This window comes from Amycolatopsis camponoti (genome assembly GCF_902497555.1).
Taxonomy (GTDB): Bacteria; Actinomycetota; Actinomycetes; order Mycobacteriales; family Pseudonocardiaceae; genus Amycolatopsis; species Amycolatopsis camponoti.
Genome location: NZ_CABVGP010000003.1, coordinates 83,807 through 100,749, shown reverse-complemented (window position 1 = coordinate 100,749; position 16,943 = coordinate 83,807). Strand labels below are relative to the sequence as shown.

14 protein-coding genes are annotated in these 16,943 nt (G+C 69.5%); 10 read left to right on the top strand and 4 right to left on the bottom strand.

Annotated elements, in window-relative coordinates:
• The first annotated feature begins 174 nt into the window (after window positions 1-174).
• From AA23TX_RS36755 to AA23TX_RS51055, 3 genes are all read left to right on the top strand, one after another.
• Window positions 175-438, top strand: a complete 264-nt coding sequence (locus AA23TX_RS36755) for a hypothetical protein (protein WP_155547612.1) — start codon at window positions 175-177, stop codon at window positions 436-438.
• Window positions 428-1,924 (top strand): sigma-70 family RNA polymerase sigma factor, encoded by a 1,497-nt coding sequence (locus AA23TX_RS36750; protein ID WP_155547611.1) that lies wholly within the window; start codon window positions 428-430, stop codon window positions 1,922-1,924. Before AA23TX_RS36755 ends, AA23TX_RS36750 begins: the two co-directional genes overlap by 11 nt.
• 545 nt (window positions 1,925-2,469) lie before the next feature.
• Complete coding sequence (locus AA23TX_RS51055) at window positions 2,470-2,703, top strand: pentapeptide repeat-containing protein (RefSeq protein ID WP_155547610.1); 234 nt, start codon at window positions 2,470-2,472, stop codon at window positions 2,701-2,703.
• A 536-nt stretch (window positions 2,704-3,239) separates the two neighbouring features.
• On the opposite strand, the gene AA23TX_RS36740 is transcribed toward AA23TX_RS51055, so the two are convergent.
• Together AA23TX_RS36740 and AA23TX_RS36735 are read right to left on the bottom strand one after the other, a co-directional pair.
• The gene (locus tag AA23TX_RS36740) at window positions 3,240-3,842 is read right to left on the bottom strand and encodes a hypothetical protein (protein WP_155547609.1); all 603 of its coding nucleotides are present in this window, start codon (window positions 3,840-3,842) and stop codon (window positions 3,240-3,242) included.
• Between the two features lie 225 nt (window positions 3,843-4,067).
• Window positions 4,068-7,409 (bottom strand): error-prone DNA polymerase, encoded by a 3,342-nt coding sequence (locus AA23TX_RS36735; RefSeq protein ID WP_230862989.1) that lies wholly within the window; start codon window positions 7,407-7,409, stop codon window positions 4,068-4,070.
• A gap of 339 nt (window positions 7,410-7,748) precedes the next feature.
• Here AA23TX_RS36735 and AA23TX_RS36730 point away from each other — a divergent pair, with 339 nt between their 5' ends.
• From AA23TX_RS36730 to AA23TX_RS36720, 3 genes are read left to right on the top strand one after another with little or no spacing between them, the layout of a single operon-like run.
• A complete protein-coding gene (locus AA23TX_RS36730) occupies window positions 7,749-8,864 on the top strand; it encodes a tyrosine-type recombinase/integrase (RefSeq protein ID WP_155547608.1) in 1,116 nt (371 codons plus the stop codon).
• A complete protein-coding gene (locus AA23TX_RS36725; RefSeq protein ID WP_155547607.1) occupies window positions 8,864-9,184 on the top strand; it encodes a helix-turn-helix domain-containing protein in 321 nt (106 codons plus the stop codon). Before AA23TX_RS36730 ends, AA23TX_RS36725 begins: the two co-directional genes overlap by 1 nt.
• Entirely contained in the window at window positions 9,181-11,226 is a 2,046-nt protein-coding gene (locus AA23TX_RS36720) for a hypothetical protein (protein WP_155547606.1), read from the top strand. Before AA23TX_RS36725 ends, AA23TX_RS36720 begins: the two co-directional genes overlap by 4 nt.
• A gap of 113 nt (window positions 11,227-11,339) precedes the next feature.
• On the opposite strand, the gene AA23TX_RS36715 is transcribed toward AA23TX_RS36720, so the two are convergent.
• A complete protein-coding gene (locus tag AA23TX_RS36715) occupies window positions 11,340-12,203 on the bottom strand; it encodes a LysR family transcriptional regulator (RefSeq protein ID WP_155547605.1) in 864 nt (287 codons plus the stop codon).
• A gap of 145 nt (window positions 12,204-12,348) precedes the next feature.
• Here AA23TX_RS36715 and AA23TX_RS36710 point away from each other — a divergent pair, with 145 nt between their 5' ends.
• The 3 genes from AA23TX_RS36710 to AA23TX_RS36700 are packed head-to-tail and all read left to right on the top strand — an operon-like array spanning window position 12,349 to window position 14,797.
• Complete coding sequence (locus AA23TX_RS36710) at window positions 12,349-13,206, top strand: NAD-dependent epimerase/dehydratase family protein (protein ID WP_155547604.1); 858 nt, start codon at window positions 12,349-12,351, stop codon at window positions 13,204-13,206.
• Entirely contained in the window at window positions 13,203-13,865 is a 663-nt protein-coding gene (locus AA23TX_RS36705; protein ID WP_155547603.1) for an alpha/beta hydrolase, read from the top strand. The genes AA23TX_RS36710 and AA23TX_RS36705 overlap by 4 nt, the downstream gene beginning before the upstream one ends.
• Window positions 13,865-14,797: an alpha/beta hydrolase gene (locus tag AA23TX_RS36700; protein ID WP_155547602.1), complete on the top strand. Its 933-nt coding sequence runs from the start codon at window positions 13,865-13,867 to the stop codon at window positions 14,795-14,797. Before AA23TX_RS36705 ends, AA23TX_RS36700 begins: the two co-directional genes overlap by 1 nt.
• On the opposite strand, the gene AA23TX_RS36695 is transcribed toward AA23TX_RS36700, so the two are convergent.
• Window positions 14,774-15,664 (bottom strand): AraC family transcriptional regulator, encoded by an 891-nt coding sequence (locus AA23TX_RS36695; protein WP_155547601.1) that lies wholly within the window; start codon window positions 15,662-15,664, stop codon window positions 14,774-14,776. The two genes, AA23TX_RS36700 and AA23TX_RS36695, sit on opposite strands and share 24 nt — an antisense overlap.
• 183 nt (window positions 15,665-15,847) lie before the next feature.
• Here AA23TX_RS36695 and AA23TX_RS36690 point away from each other — a divergent pair, with 183 nt between their 5' ends.
• On the top strand, window positions 15,848-16,921 hold the full coding sequence (locus tag AA23TX_RS36690) for an aldo/keto reductase (RefSeq protein WP_155547600.1): 1,074 nt from the start codon (window positions 15,848-15,850) through the stop codon (window positions 16,919-16,921).
• Window positions 16,922-16,943 lie beyond the last annotated feature (22 nt).

Genomic DNA, 16,943 nt, shown 5'->3' with positions numbered 1-16,943 from the left:
CGCGGGTGCGTCAACCGCTTGTGATCCTTGCCACCCATTAGCTTGTGGGGGATCTTGTTGCCTTCCCCGCGAGCGGCTGAGGAAACTCAGAGTCACCAAACGCGGTTCGTCATGTCGACTTCTGGCCGGAGTGCAGGGGTGGCGGAGCGTGAACACCATCAACAAGGAGATGCTGTGCCCGACAACTCGGACGGCCCTCAGGGCCGCCGCTTCACCCTACCCGGCTTCATCGCCGCGCTCCCCACGCCGGGAGGCGGCTCGGAGCCGTCGCCGTGGCGGGACATCGTCCGAGCGATCCCGTGGCTGCTGATCGTTTTCATCGGGATGATCGCCCGCTGGTCGGTCACCGAGATCACCGGGCTCATCGCGTTGCTGATCGGCTACACCGCCCTCCCCCAGGGCGGGGCGAGCTCCACCGCAGCGGCCCATGGCGCCTGAGCAGCCCGGTCTGCTCGGCGCTCACGCTCCGTCGGTGGTGCCGGCCTCTCCCAAAGCCGGCACCACCTGGCGGGCGTTCCGGGAGACCGTTGGCCACCTCGTGACGAGTGTTCCTACGGACCCGTCAGCGCTTGAGCAGATCATGAGCCATACGCGCCGCGTGATCGCTGCGAACCTGCGGCGGCTCGGCTGGCCTGAGGACGGCATCGAAGACGCCCTCCTGGTCGCATACTTCGAGCTGAGCCGCAGGGCAGACACCATCGGCGACCCGGTGCAGGTCGTGGCCTGGCTCACGTCGGTCGCCAAGCGGCACCTTATGCGCGTGTCCACCCCCCGCGAGCTGTCGGCGGGGCTGAGCCAGGACCTCGACGAGGTCGCCGGACGGCCGATCACCCACCCGGTCTCGGACCCGGCCGCGTTTAGTGGGCTTCTGGATCATCTCAAAGCCGGGTTGTCCGAGACCGAGCTGGAGGTTGTCCAGCTGCTGGCCGCCGGGTGGAAAGTGCATGAGGTGGCCGCCCTGGTCGAGATCGCGCCCAAGCAGGTGGCTTGGGCGCGAGACCACGCTTGGCGCCTAGTCCAGGGCACAGAGTGGGACACTCGCGGCCGCGCCGCGGCGATCATCGCCGACCCCCAGCCAGAGGTTTCTCAGCACTCGATCGTGGAGAACACGATCCGGACGCTGCCACCCCGGCAGCGTGAGGTGCTGAACTACGCCGTTTACGGCGGGCTGTCGCCCAGCGCGATCGCGGATCAGCTGGGCATCACCCCCAACAGCGCCCGCGTCAGCCTGCATCAGGCCCGCCGGTCGCTGGCCGGCCGGCTCCAGCTGGGTCTCGACACCATCGACGACATGCTCGCGATGCTGAGCGAGATAGCGGCGGCAGAGCCGGACACGACCAGCGCAGCGGTCGTCACGCACCCCGAGATGATCCTGATCGCCTTCGACATCGCCCGCCTGAGCCAGCGCTCCAAGCGCCAGCGCGAGTGTGCCCGCGACCGCCTCGAGGAGATCGTCGCGGATGTCATTCCCAGCCCCGCCGGCGTCGTCCCGGCCGGTGACGCCCTGCTTGTGCTGCTTCCGCTGGACGCGTGGGCTCCCGGCTTCGTCGCGTCGTTGGCGATGCGCACCCAGCGGGCGCTGGAGACCAGCAACACGCGGCACACCGACCAGCTTCAGCTGCGGGTCCACATCGACGTCGGCGTCGTGAACGGCGGCGGCCGGGCCTTCTCCAGTCAGCTGGTCATCAACCAGCTGCGCCTGATCGAAAGCGACCCGGTCCGCAACGTCACCAACGTTGTCGGTGGTGCGCTGGCCCTGTTCACCTCGCCCCGCGTGCATAAGCGCACCGTCAGCGCCCCGGGCCACGCGCTCCCGCAGAACATGGCCTTCGGACAACCGATCACCGTCATCGACAAGAGCAACCAGAGCTTGGAGGCGTGGCCGCTGGTAGTGACCGCTGCAAGCCGGGCAATGCCAGCCTGACCAGCCGTCGGCGTCAGCTCCGCGGCGACGACTGTCGCCACCACATCGGCGTACGGAGTCCGAAGCACACCCAGGTAGCTTCTCGGTGCGAGCACGGGCTCGCCGGTGCTGGTGGGACTGACACTCGGCCTTCAACGCGGCACCGTCCTACTCGTCCGCCGGTTGCGTTCCAGCTGAAATTGTCACCCGGTGCTCTAGCTGTTCTGCTCGGCGAGCGCTGGGGGACTCATGGCGCCGGGCGCTTCGAGCGGCCGAGTTCCGTCAGTCGGTGTCCGGTGTCGACATTGTGCAAGTGCGCTGTCCGGGCGACGCGAGCGAGTTGGCCGGGAGGCCGTGGGTGAGCAGGTCCCACCCGGTGCGGTGCTGGTCGAACAGGACAGTGTGCGTGCCGACGCAGGGTTCGACGAGGCGGCGTTCGGCGGCTACGCCCGGTTTGAAGGGGTGAAGTTTGGCGGCGACGCACGGTTCCGTGGGGCGGGTTCGGCGGCGACGACCGATTCGACCAGCCAGAGTTCGGCGGTGCGGAGTTCGGTGGCGACGCTTGGTTGCCGGGGGCGGCGTTCGGCGGGGCGGAGTTCGGCGGCGACGCCTTGTTCGAGGGGGCGAAGTTTGGTGGCAACGCGCGGTTCGACGAGGCGAAGTTCGGCGGCAACGCGCGGTTCGAAGGGGCGGTGTACGGTGGACGCGCATTCGATCCGGCTGAGCATGGTGTACCGCGGCGGGCTGATGAACCTGCCGCTGCTGGAGATCCGGGACCGGGCTGGCAGAGCTTTTGCTAGCCGGCGTTAACACCATTTCTGCCTGCGGAGTGCGATGTGCAGCCCGGCGGCTTCCTGGTGCGAGCACGGGCTAGCCGGCGATCGCGGCGTCGCGATCTTCGCCCAGAACGCGGCTGCACCGGGTTCCTCCGGTCGATTCGCGCTCCAGGCGAACCCGGTTCCTCGGGCGGCCGCCGCGTGGGCCAGGACGCGGCCGACGCCGCGTCGACGGAGTCGGACCTCGACGTACAGGCCGAGCAGCAGACCGCATCGATCGACCGGACACAGCGACAGCTCGACCTGATCGTAGATCGTGGCACCCCCACCGCAGCTGGATCAGCCCGACCCCCGCCCGGACGTCGGGCGGGATCGCCACGAGCCGCGCCCCGACTCCAGCGCCGAATCGGCGCCATTCGTCGCCGATCTGCCGCTACCTCCGCTCCCGCCAAATCAGGCGTCGAGCCGGCCGGGTCGACACCGCGGGCGAGCTCGAGCGCGCAGGCATCGCCTTCGACCGGATCCCGATGGTGGATCAGCGCCCACCCGCGGCTGTTTACTCAAGCAATTCCTTGCACTTGCTTCATGTGCGAGCAGTAAACGGGATCACTGAGCTGCATGTTCTCGGGCAGGTGCTGCGCGGACCAGAACGCGCGAACGGTGGCTGACCTGCCGATGTCGGTGGTGGCCCAGCGGTAGCCGGGGCGGTGGTTGAGCGCTGCGAGGACCAGTGCAGTCCCGAATCGGCGAAGACGGTACGACGGGTTGACCTCGATTCGGGTGATGAGGCCGCGCTGGTCGACCCCGCACAGCGCCACGCCGAGGATCCCGACGGTCTGTCCGTGCAGATCGAGAACGACGTCGCCGATAGCCGCCGGCCGGCTCGGTGGCCGGGCCCGGATGATGAGCCCGGCTCGGTCCCCCGGTGGCTGGTGGGCGATGCGGAGATCGAGCTCGAGCCACGTCGCCCGGTCCGCGTGGGCTTCCAGGCAGGAGTTGCAGCTGGTGGTGTGCAGCCCGAGCGAGTGGTCGTAGCTGACGGTCTGCCCGCTCACCGCCAGGTGGTGCTTGCGGTTCAGGCATCTCGCGTGCGCACCTGCGGGGCGGACTGGCAGTCCGCTGTCGGTGCCGGGGCTGTGCCCGCCAGCCTTCATCGTGGTCAACGGTCACGCTCGAACCGGGTCCACAAGCACACGAGCTCGCGTAGGTGGTAGTCCTGGTTCGGGGTTTCCTGCACCAGTCCGGGCTGCAGCTGGTGCCCTGCGGGGCAGCGCCGGGGCAGGTTTTGCGGACCGTCCGGCGGGCGGACCCACGACCACAGCGGGACGTCGAGGTAACGCCCGGCCCGCGCGGCACCCGCCCCTGCACCGTCACGGCGGTCAGCCGGGTCAGCGGAAGTCACGGGACTTGCTGGCGAGGGCGCGCAGGTCCAGCGGGGTGATCTGGTCGGCGACTACCGACGCGGTGCCCTGGGTGACCTGGGCCTGGCCGCGGATCACCAGCGCCGAGCTGGTGGCCAGGATTTGTCGGAATTTTGTCCAGGTACTGGGGTGGACGATGACGTTGATCATGCCGGTCTCGTCTTCGAGGTTGAGGAAGGTGATCCCGCCGGCGGTCGCGGGGCGTTGCTTGTGGGTGACCGCGCCGCCGACGCGGATGCGGCTGCGGTCGGCGACGTCGAGCACGCGGGCGGCCGGGACGACGCCGAGCTCGTCGAGGTGTTCGCGCACGAACTCGACGGGGTGCCGGTCGGGGGTGATGCCGGTGGCCCACACGTCGGCGGCGGCGATCTCCAGGGCCGTCATGCCCGGCAGTGCGGGCGCGTCGACGCCGGTGGCGATGCCGGGCAGGTGCCCGGCCCGTGTCCGCGCGGCCGCCCCGGCGGCCCAGAGCGCCTGCCGGCGGTCCGGGCCGAGCGCGGTGAACGCGCCGCTGGTGGCCAGAGCCTCGGCCACGGGCTGCTTGAGCTGCACCCGTTCGGGCAGCTCGCCGATGCTGCCGTACGGGCCGTTGGCCTCGCGCTCGGCGACGATCGTCTCGGCGACGTCGGTGCTGACTTGGCGGATCCCGGCCAGCCCGAGCCGCAGCGCCACCCCGCCCGTCGACGCTGCGTCGGGTTCGAGCGTGGCGTGCACGAGGCTGGCGTTGATGTTCGGTTCGCGGGTGAGGACGCCGTGCCGGCGGGCGTCGGCGACCAGGGACTGCGGGGAGTAGAAGCCCATCGGCTGCGCGCGCAGCAGCCCGGCGCAGAACGCCGCCGGGTAGTACCGCTTGAACCACGCCGAGGCGTAGACCAGCAGCGCGAAGGACATCGAGTGGGCTTCGGGGAAGCCGTAGCCGGAGAACGCGTGGATCTGCTCGAAGATTCGCTCGGCGAGCGGGCGGTCGATGCCGTTGGCCGCGCAGCCGGCGAAGAACCTGCTCATCAACGCGAACATCTTCGCGTCCGAGCGTTTCGAGCCCATCGCGCGGCGCAGCTGGTCGGCTTCGGCCGCGGTGAACGAGGCGACGTCGCGGGCCATCTGCATGACCTGCTCCTGGAACAAGGGCACACCGAGCGTGCGGTCCAGGCTGTCGGCCAGCAGCGGGTGGGCGTGGCGCCAGGTCTCCTCGCCGCGCCGGCGCCGGATGTAGGGGTGCACTGATCCACCCTGGATCGGCCCGGGACGGATCAGCGCGACCTCGACGACCAGGTCGTAGAACTTGCGGGGCCGGAGCCGGGGCAGCGTGCCGAGCTGGGCGCGGGACTCGACCTGGAACACCCCGATCGCGTCGGCGTCGCACAGCATGTCGTAGACCGCCTTGTCGGCCAGGTCTAGCTCGCCGAGGTCGACCCGGCGGCCGTGGTGCTCGGCGACGAGGTCGATGGAGTAGCGCAGCGCGGAGAGCATCCCGAGGCCGAGCAGGTCGAACTTGACCAGCCCGATTTCGGCGCAGTCGTCCTTGTCCCACTGCAGGACGGTGCGGCCTTCGGCGCGGGCCCACTCGACCGGGACGATCTCCGAGACCGGGGTGTGGGCGATGACCATCCCGCCGGAGTGCACCCCGAGGTGGCGCGGGGAGTCCTCCAGCCGCGCGGCCAGTTCGCGGACGTCGTCGGGGACGCCGTGCCCGCGCTCGCCCGGGTTGTCGGCGTCGGCGACTGTGCGCCACCGGTCGATGGCCTTGGCGAAGGCGTCCTGCTGGCCGGGGCTGTGCCCGAGCGCCTTCGCCGCGTCCCGGACCGCCGAGCGCGCGCGGTAGGTGATGACGTTGGCGACCTGCGCGGCGTGCAGCCTGCCGTGCCGTTCGTAGACGTACTGGATCGCCTCCTCCCGACGGTCGGACTCGATGTCGACGTCGATATCCGGCGGCCCGTCCCGCTCCGGCGCCAAGAACCGCTCGAACAACAAGCCCCACCTGACCGGGTCGGCATTGCAGATCCTCAACGCGAAGCACACCGCGCTGTTCGCCGCCGAACCGCGGCCCTGGGCGAGGATCCCGCGGTCGTGGCAGAAGCGGACGATGTCCCACACCACCAGGAAGTAGCCCGGGAAGTCGAGGTCGGCGATGACCTTCAGCTCGCGCTCGAGTTGTTCGTAGGCCTCCGGCGCGTCGGCCGGCGTGCCGTAGCGGGCGGGCGCGCCCTCCATCACGAGGTGGCGCAAGTACGCGTTCTCGTCGGCATGGCCGTCCGGCACCGGAAACGGCGGCAGCTTCGGCGCGACCAGCGCGAGGTCGAAGCTGCACTCGACCCCGAGCACGGCGGCGCGGGCGACCGCGCCCGGGTAGCGGCGCTCGAACGCGCGCAGCTGCTCCTGCCCCGAGCGCAGGTACGCGGTCCCGGCCGCCGGCAGCCACCCTTCCAGCTCCTCGGCCGACCGCCGCGCGCGGATCGCGGCGACGGCGTCGGCGTGCCACGCGTCGTCCGGGCCCGTGTAGTGCACGTTGTTCGACACCACCGTCGGCAGCTTCAACTCGCGGGCCATCGCGGCGAGGTGGTCGTTATGCGTGGAGTCGAGCGGCTGGCGGTGGTCGATCAGCTCCACCGCGACGTTGCGGTGCCCGAACCGGTTGACCAGCAGCGCGAGTTCGTCGGCGGCCGCGGCCGGGCCGCGCTGGACGAGGGCCTGGCGGACGGCGCCCTTGCGGCAGCCGGTCAGCACCTGCACGTGCCCGGCCAGCTCGTCGACGACCTCATCCAGGTCGTAGACCGGGCGGCCCTTCTCCTCTCCCGCGAGCTGAGCGTGGGAGATCACCCGGCACACCCGGCGGTAGCCCTCGATGTCGCGCGCGAGCACCAGCAGGTGCGTCCCTTCGGGATCCGGGACGCCGGCCTGTGGGGCGGACAGCCCGAGGCTTAGCTCGGCGCCGTACCCGGCGCGGATCCCGAGTTCGCGCGCAGCAACGCTGAAGCGGACGGCGCCGTACATGCCGTCGTGGTCGGTGAGCATGATCGCGTCGAGCCCGAGCCGGGCGGCCTCCTCGACCAGAGCTTCGGGCGCGCTCACGCCGTCGAGGAAGCTGAAGTAGCTGTGGGCGTGCAGCTCGGCGTAGGGGCGCCGCAGCTCGCCCGCGCCGTCGTCGCGGCTGCGCCGCACCGGCACGTCCGCCGGCGCATGGTAGCCGTCGCGCTTCCGGCTCCAGGCCGGCGAGTCCCCGCCGTCGCCCTGCACCGCCGGGGCCCGGCCGGAGGCGATCCGTTCCAGCTCCCGCCAGCTTCGTCCCGCACCGCCGTTGAATCTGGACACCACGTACTCCCACACGCGCCACGAGCACCGCGGGGAAGGCGGTAGCCACACCGTCACAACCTGCTCGAACACTTGTTCCAGAGGTGTCGTCATCATGCGTCGGACCAGCAGCTACAGTCAAATCGAGACCGGGCAGAGTTGCATCAGTCACAACATGGCCAGATGGCCGGAAAGCCGCAGCTCACGCGCCTGGTAGCGCCACCCGAGCTGCGACCCGACAGGCGCGAAAGGTGGCAGCTGAGGCGGCGGCCGGCGCGTCGGCCTGCGGTTGTCACTCGTTAGGCTATCCGGATGGCGATCCGCTGGCTCGTTGCCACAATGTTGTGTTAAATGCAACGCATGGAGAACGGCACTGAGTTGACGGGCTCCGCCGGCTTGATGCTCGTCGACGGGGTCGCCTATCTCGATCCTGAGACGTCGGTCTTCGAGGCGATGTTGTCCGGCTGGGACCGACAGCAGCGTGTGCGTGCGGTCAAGCCGCAGGTGATCGAAAACCGGGTCGGTTTCGTGCGCCGTGTCGCGCGGGTGTCCAACCAGTACCCATGGCAGTGGACATCCGCGGAGGTCGAGGCGTTCTTCGCTGATCTGACCTCGAATGGGCGACCTTTGGCGATGTCGACGATGCGTGGCTACGAGTGCGTGCTGCGGCTCTTTCTAGGCTATGTCACGGATCCGCGGTATGGCTGGCCGGTGGTGTGCGAGCAGCGTTTCGGCTCCGCGCCGCAGATGGTGCTGCACGAGTTCAACAGCATCCGGCATGTCGCAGACGTGGAATGCCGGCCAGGACGGCGACCGCTGAGTTACGACGAAGTGCAGGCGCTGTTCGATACCGCCGATGGCCTGATCGAGCAGATCCGAGCGCGAGGCCGCAAAGGATCTGTGACTGCCATGCGCAACGCCCTGGTGCTGAAAGTGGTCTACGCGTTCGGTCTGCGGCGCCGTGAAGCGTGGGGAATTGACCTGCCGGACTTCCGGACCAACCCACACGTTCCACGGTTCGGCACCTGCGGTGGACTGTTCGTCCGGTGGGGCAAGTCGTCCAACGGCAGCCCGCCAAAACCGCGCACGGTACTGCTGGTGCCCGAGATGGACTGGGTGCTCGAACCGCTCGAGCAGTGGCTCGAAGAAATCCGTCCGACGCTGATTCGTAGGTCGCAGTCGGCGCTGCTGGTCACCGAACGCGGCAGCCGGCTCGCGCGGCGCGGGATCAGTGAGGCGTTCCAGGCCGTCAGGGATGCTGCAGGGCTGGATCCGGAGCTTGACCTGCACTGCCTACGGCACTCCTACGTCACCCACCTGGTGGAGTTCGGCTACCCGCCCCGGTTCGTGCAGGAACAGGTGGGCCACCGGCATGCCAGCACCACGGCGATCTACACGGGCGTGTCGGACGACTACCGGAATCGGCTGATGCAGAAGGCTGTCGCCTCGTGGGCACCGGAGCTGTGGGAGACCTGATGGCGAAGACGATGACGTTCGAGTGGCATCTACGGTTGCGGATGGCCGAACGAGGCATGTTTCAGACCTCTGACCTGGTCAAACCGCTGCGTGAGCACGGTATCTCCCTCTCGCGCGAACAGGTCTACCGATTGGTGACGTCACCGCCGCAACGGTTGTCGATGGACGTGTTCGCGGCGCTGTGCAACATCCTGGACTGTCAGCCCAACGACCTCATTGAGGTCAGGCCGGCAGCCGGCGGTCAGCGCAAGGCCGTGGGCGGCTCTAGTGCGGCGCCGACTGTGCGACGGAGCAAAATCCGTCGACCTGAGCCCTCATGACCGCCGACGCGATCACCTGGTCTCCGCCGGCTACCGGGCGGCTTTTGGCCGTTTTGCAGCTGCACCTGCCGCAGGCCGGTCGGCGGGACCTCGAAGCCGCGGTTCGCAGCGTCCTAGCCGATGTCGGTGACGTCGACGAGCTCGTCGCGTTTCTCCGCGCACACGACGATGCGCTCACCCTCTCGCGGTCGGCGGTTCCCGCGGGCTTTCCGGCGCTGGCGCACGTTCTTTCCAGAACCGTTGGCTCTTCGATTTCGGCACCGCACTGCGTGCGGTGCCGAAAGCCCAGCTTCTTCCTCGCGGAGCCGTTCGAGGACGGGCGAATCTGCCTGCGGTGCACTGAACTCGTGCGCCCTTGCAGCGACTGCGGCGCCACCGGCGGCGCGTGGCGCGCCACCACCCGCGGCCCGCTGTGTCCGACATGCCTGCACCGGATGCGTCATCCGCCGCGGCCACCTCGTCCTCCGCAGCCGCGTCGGCGCCCTTTGGTGACGTGCGCGCTGTGCGACACGTCGCGGCCTCCGGCCGTGCAGTGGCCGCTCGGTGTCGTCTGCAAGCCTTGCTACTACAGGACAATGCGATCCTGGCGGCCGTGCGACATCTGCGGAGAAACCCGTCCGCTGATCGCGCGGTCACCTTCTGGGAGCGAGCGGTGGTGTGGTCGATGCTCGGATTCCGCCTTTGATTACGCCTGCCTCCACTGCGACGCCAGGAACGACCTTTACACCGGGACGTGCTGCGCCGCCTGCGCGTTAACCGCCGAGGTGCAGCAGCTATTCGCCACGGCGGGCAGCTCGGCAGATCAATGGACCCCGCTACGCGAGGCACTCCTGACCACGGACGAACCACTGAAGATGATTAACTGGTTCAAACGCAGCCGTGTCGCGCGCTTGCTGCGTGAGGTGATCGCTGCGCAGTCGCCCGTCACCCACGAGATGCTCGATGAACTGCCGCACCGGTCTCCGGTGCACGACATACGGGATCTGCTGATGTCATGCGACATTCTTCCTCTGCGCGATGCGGAGTACCTGCAGCGCATCGATGCCTGGCTCCGGGACGAACTCGCATCTCTTCCCGCCTCCCATGTTCGCATTCTGACGCAGTATGTTCGCTGGTACGTGCTGCCCAAGGCGCAACGTGTTGTGGCACGCCGTGGTGTCGGTGGCAGTGTGCCGGCGCCGATTCCGCCGCTGTTTCGTGCCGCGGCACGGCTTCTCACGTGGCTTGACGAAGTGGGTGTCGGCCTTCCGGAGCTGACCCAGTCGCTCCTGGATGAATGGCTGACTGAGGGCCGCGGCTACTACCGCCACCTGTATCCTTTCCTGAACTGGGCCCGGACCCAAGGCATTACGGATCCGCGGGTCCGGGTGCCGCTACCGGCCTACCCGCAACGAGCGAACTATCTCGATTCCGGAGAGCGGCTGGCCCAGCTCCGGCGCTGTCTCGACGACGAGGCTCTGCCACTACACGTGCGAGTCGCCGGAGCGCTGACTCTGCTGTTCGGCCTGTCGATCACCAAGGTCGTCCAGCTACGCCGAGATCACGTCCGCGTCGACGACGGCGCAGTGTCGCTGCATGTCGACTGCCACCTCCTGGCGATACCACCAAAGCTAGGCAAGCTCCTGACGCAGCTGGCCACGCAACCCACAAGCGGAACACGGGCGCTCAGCAAATTGTCGGGCGTATCACCTCTGCCTTATCCCGGTAAGGCCGCTCACCGTCCCGTCCTGCCCAGCACGCTCTACAACCGGCTCCGTGAGCATGGCATTCCTGTCCTCTCCGCGCGCAACACCGCACGGCTCGCGCTCGCCGCGGAGCTGCCGGCGGCCGTGCTTGCCAGCATGACCGGTATCGAGGTCACCACTGCGGACGCGTGGAACAAGCGAGTCGGTCACCACTGGACGCCCTACATCGCGGCCAAAGACGACGCTCAGGGCGGTGCCTGTGCGGCGAACTCGTCAGCGTCGCGCGAGGAGGCCGAACGGCCGCGCCCGTCGTCAGCTGACCGGTCTGCGGCGTTCAGCCAGAGCGGCGACCGCTGAGTTGCGAGAAGGTGCTGGGCCTGTCCGAAGCGGATTCGATGACGCGGTGTGATGCCAGACATCGTCGCGCTGAGCGGTGCGTTCGCGGAAGCCGACTGGCGTGCTTGCCAGGTCTAGGGCACCAGGCTTGCAGCGGCGTCGAGGAAGGCGTCGATCAGGGGTGACCGGCGCGTCGTGAGCCAAGCCAGGCAAACCTGGTTCGGGCCGACGTCCTCGACCGGGATGGCGATGACGTCCGGGCGGGTGTAGAACGTCGCCGTCGACAACGGGATGACGCTGATACCCGCTCCGGCGGCCACCAGTTCCAGTTTCTCTTCGACACTGTGGATGCGCGGGACCTCGGGGCGGTCCGGCTTGCGCAGTTCGAGCGCGATGTCCCGCCACTCCGGGACGGCGTCGGGGTCCTGCAGCAGGTGCTCGTCGGCGAGTTCGGTGACCGACACGGACTCCTTCCCGGCCAGCCGGTGCCCGGCGGGCACCATCACGACGCGGGGTTCGGTGAACAGCGGCCGCACGGTCAGCCCGCGCTGGTCGATCGGCAGCCGGACGATGCTGACGTCCACGCGGCCGTCGTGGACGACCTCCACCTGGTCGTGCCAGCTCGTGCGCAGCAACCGGACGCCGACGTCCGGCCGCTGCCGGGCCAGCACCCGCACCGCCGGGGTGACCACGATGCCCGGCATGAACCCGACCGTGAGCACCGGCTTCGCCTCGCCCGCGGCTGTGACCCTCCGGTGCACGGCTTCGGCCGCCGCCAGCAGGTCGCGGGCGTCGGCCAGGAGCTGTTCACCGGCCACGGTGAGGACCGTGGTCCGGCGGTCGCGGACGAACAGGAGCGTCTTCAGCTCGTCCTCGAGGGCGCGGATCTGGCGCGACAACGCCGGCTGGGCGATGTGCAGCTGCGCGGCGGCCCGCCCGAAGTGCAGCTCTTCGGCCACCGCGACGAAGTACCGCAGCTTCCGCAAGTCGAAGTCCACGTCGGCGCACCTCCCGCTCTCGTCACCCATCATCGCAGGTCGGTGATGCCGTCAGGGCATCACAGCGCACGAAACGGGTCTTGGACGCACAGCGGGTGCCCGGGCCACCGTGGAGGAAGAACGGATTCCGGTTGAAGGGACAGCGATGAAGATTTTCCTCACGGGCGGTTCGGGTTACATCGGCCGGGCGACGATCGGCGAACTAGTGGGGCGCGGGCACACCGTCGAGGCGCTCGCGCGCAGCGAGCGTGCCGAGGCGGCCGTGGTCGCCGCCGGGGCGAGCGCGGTCCGTGGTGGCCTGACCGACCTCGGCGTGCTCAACCAGGCGGCGGCGCGGGCGGAAGCCGTGATCCACCTCGCCCAGGCAACCAGCGGCGAGGAGGACCTGGCGGCCGCCACCGCGATGCAGGACGGCGTCGGCGGCGGCACCTACGTCCACACCGGCGGCAGCTGGGTCTACGGCGACACCGACGGCGTGCAGGACGAGAGCGCACCGTGGAATCCGCCGGCCATCGTGGCGTGGCGCCGGGCCGTCGAGGACGCGGTGCTGGCCCGGGCGGCCGGCGGCGGGCGGCCGGTCGTCGTCCAGCCCGGCCTGCTCTACGGCGGCGACAACCGCCTGATCGACATCTTCGTCGTGCAGCCGGGCAAGGAAAGCGGGGCGATCCCGTACATCGGCGACGGCGGCAACCACTGGGCGCTGATCCACCTCGACGACCTCGCCCGGCTCTACGCGGCGGCGCTGTCGGCTCCGGCGGGCTCGGTGTACCTCGGCGTGGGCGGGGTCAACCCGACCGCCAAGGAGGTCGCCGAGGCGTGCGCCCGCGCCGCCGGGCTCGACGGGAAGACCGTCTCCCTCACCCTCGAGCAGGCCCGCGAGCAGATGGGTCCGATCGCCGACGCCTTCGCCCTCGACCAGCAGCTCACCTCGGCCAAAGCGCAGCGTGAGCTGGGCTGGACGCCCGCGCACACCGACCCGCTGAACGAGCTCGCCGCAGCATGAACCGGGAACCGGGGATGGACCGCGGGGCGGTGCTGTGGTCCGAAGAGGAGCGTGCCCGCGGGGCACGGCCGCTGCTGGTGATGCTGCACGGCTGGAGCTACGACGAGACGCACCTGTACCGGCTGGTCACGCCGCGATTGCCGGAGGAGGTCGTGGTCGCCTCGGTGCGGGCGAGGATTCCCGAAGCCGGTGGCTATGCGTGGTTCCCCAGTACGGGCAACCCGATCGGTGATCCGCGGCCGGCGGTGGCGAACGCGGCGGCGCTGGACGTGCTCTCGTGGCTGGAGACCATCGAGGCGCCGTCGATCGGGCTGCTCGGCTTTTCGCAAGGCGGCGCCATGGCCCATCAGCTCATGCGGTTGGCGCCGCACCGGTTCGCCTACTGCGTGAACCTGGCGGGGTTCGTCGTGCGGGACGAGCAGCCCGGCGACGCATCGCTCAGCGTCACGCGGCCGCCCGTCTACTGGGGGCGGGGGCGGGACGACCGGGTCATCCCGGCCGGCGCGCTCGTGCGCACCGAACGGTGGCTCGCTCGCCACGCCACCGCCGAGGTCCACGTGTATCCCGGGCTGGGCCACGACGTGCGCGGCCGGGAGATCGACGACGTAGCCGGCTTTGTCGGCAAGCAGATCCGCCAGCGGGTTTTCGAGGAGGAATGATGCGTCACGACATCGAATTCGATGCCGAAGGAGCGTTGCTGCGAGGCTGGTTCTACGAGGCCGAGGGGGCCGGCGGGCGGGCGCCGTGTGTCGTGATGGCCCACGGCTGGAGTTCGACGAGGCGGATGTACCTCGATCGGTTCGCGGAGGTGTTCGCCGCCGCGGGGCTGGCTGTGCTGGTGTACGACAACCGCGGCTGGGGCGATTCCGAGGCGGCGCCGGGGCAGCCGCGGCACGAGATCGACCCGTGGGTTCAGGTCGGCGACTACCGGCACGCCATCACTTACGCCCAGAACCGGTCCGAAGTGGACCCCGACCGCATCGGTGTGTGGGGGACGAGTTTCTCGGGTGCGCACGCCTACGTCGTCGCGGCGATGGACCGGCGGGTGAAGGCCGTGGTCACGCAGGCGCCGTTCGTCAGTGGCCGCGCGACCTACGCGAACCTGGCGCGGGTGGACAACCAGGTCGTCGGCCCGGACGTGTTCACGGCCGACCGCCGGGCTCGCGCGCGGGGCGAGGCAGCCGCGACCATCCCGGTGGTCGGGGCCGACCCGGGGCGGCTGGTCGGGCTGCCGACGCGGGACTCCCACGAGTGGTTCACCCACGCGCGGGCCGAGCTCGATCCGGCGTGGCCCAACGAGGTCACGCTGCGCAGCCTGGACAACTACTACTGCTACGAGCCGGCGAAGTACCTGCCGGAGGTCACGCCGACGCCGCTGCTGATGATCGTCGGCAGCGAAGACGGCCTGACCGGCGGCAACCTCGCCGCCGTCGCCTACTCCAGCGCCGCCGAACCGAAGGACATCGTCTTCCTGCCGGGCGGTCATTTCGACGCCTACACCGGCCAGGGCTTCGCCGTGGCCTCGCAGGCGGCGCGCGACTGGTTCGTGCGGCACCTGTCGGCTCCCCTATTCGCGGACGATCACGGCTGACTGGAGGCGGAGGGCGTCCTGTCCCGGTGGGGCGCCGAACGTCCGCCGGTACTCGCGGCTGAACTGCGACGAACTGTCGTAGCCGACCGCGTGGCCGATTGCCGCGACGTCGTGCGGTGCGGCGATGAGTTCCATCCGGGCTTTCTGCAGCCGGATCTGCTTCTGGTACTGGAGGGGGCTCATCGTGGTGACGGCGCGGAAGTGCCGGTTGAGGGACGAGGTGCTGGTGCCGATGTCGGCGGCCAGTTCGTCGATGTGGATCACGCGGTCGTAGCGCGCGCGGACCCATTCGGTCGCGCGGGCGACGAGCGCGACACGGCTGTCGGCCAGGCCGGCCTGCCTCATCAGGGCGGCGTGGGGGCCGTTCAGCAGTCGCCAGTGGATTTCGCGCCGGACGCCGGCGCCCAGGACTTTGAGGTCGCGTGGGTCGTCGAACAGCCGCAGGAGCCGGACCAGCGCGTCGAGCAGGTCGTCGTCCGCGTCGCTGATCGCCATTCCCGATCCGTCGTGCGGGCCGGCCGGGACCGGTCCGCCGTCGATCAGCAGCTGCGCGATCGTCGCGGGCCGCAGGCGCAGGCCGAGTGTGAGGAACGGCTTGCGCGGGCTGGCGTCGATGATCTGGGAGATCAGCGGCAGGTCGACGGTGAAGACGACGGCCTGGCCGGGGTGGTGTTCGAAGACGCGATCGCCGAGCGCCGACCGCTTCGCGCCCTGCACGACGAGGACGAGCATCGGTTCGGTCACCGAGCTCATCGGTTCGGTGACGTGGGCGGCGGTGAACAGCAGCACGTCGCCGAGCCAGGCCGGGCGCAGGTCGTCGCCGGCCAGCCGCGTGATGCGGCGTCCGAGCTCCGCGAGATGACTCACCGTTCGAGTGAAGCACAGCCGTGACTGGCTGGTCCATACCCACTATCGGGGCGAACTTGAGCGGATCGTGCATCGAGTCGAGCGCATCGGTCTAGGTGATCGACAGCGGCGGGGGTTCACTGGCGGTGCCGGGGGGATGACCTCGCCGGTGTGTCCCACCGCCCAGCAACCCGGAGGTCCACAGTGTCCCTGGACGACTACGTCACCCTTGGCCGATCAGGTCTTCGGATCAGCCCGTTCACGCTGGGCACGATGACGTTCGGGGAAGATTGGGGCTGGGGCGCGAGTCCCGATGAGTCGAAGAAGATCCTTGAGGCCTATGTGGACCGTGGTGGCAACTCGATCGACACCGCGAACCTCTACACCAACGGCCATGCGGAACACATCATCGGGGACTTCCTGACCGAGCGGCTGGGGCTGCGTGACCGGCTCGTGCTCGCCACGAAGTTCTTCGGCAACCTGTACGAGAACGACCCGAACGGCGGCGGACCCAGCCGTAAGGCGATCGTGCAACAGCTCGAGAACTCGCTGCGGCGCCTGCAGACCGATTACGTCGACCTCTACTGGCTGCACAACTTCGACCCCGCCACGCCGGTCGAGGAAACCCTGCGCGCGCTCGACGATCTCGTCAGCGCCGGCAAGATCCGCTACGTCGGGTTCTCGGACATCCCGGCCTGGGCCACCGCCGAAGCGGCCACCATCGCGCAGCTGCGTGGCTGGGCTCCGGTGATCGCCCTGCAACTGGAGTACTCCCTGCTGGAACGGACCTCGGAAGGTGAGCTGATCCCGATGGCCCAAGCCATGGGCATGGGCGTGCTGCCGTGGTCGCCGCTGCGGGGCGGGTTCCTGTCCGGCAAGTACTCCAGCGCCACCAGGACCGACGTCGACACCACGCGGGCGCGGATGCCCGGCGACGCCGAGCTGGTCGTGATCGACGCGCTCAACACCGTCGCCGGGGAAATCGGTGTCCCGGCCGCTCAGGTCGCCCTGGCTTGGGCGCTGCGGCGGCCAGGGATCAGCTCCGTCGTGATCGGTGCGCGCCGGATGGACCAGTTCGAGACCAACCTCGGTGCCCTGGCGGTGACGCTGGACGAGGCCCACCGCGCGGCGCTGGACGAGGTGTCGGCTCCGAGACTGAACTTTCCCGCCGAGAACAACGCGGTGCTGGCGCCGAGCATGCAGTTCGCGGGAGCCACCGTGGACGGCCGGCCTTCGGCGGTGTCCCCGTTGCTTCGCGCTGCCGACGTCCGGTACTGAGCACCGTCCCCGGCAGGAGGAG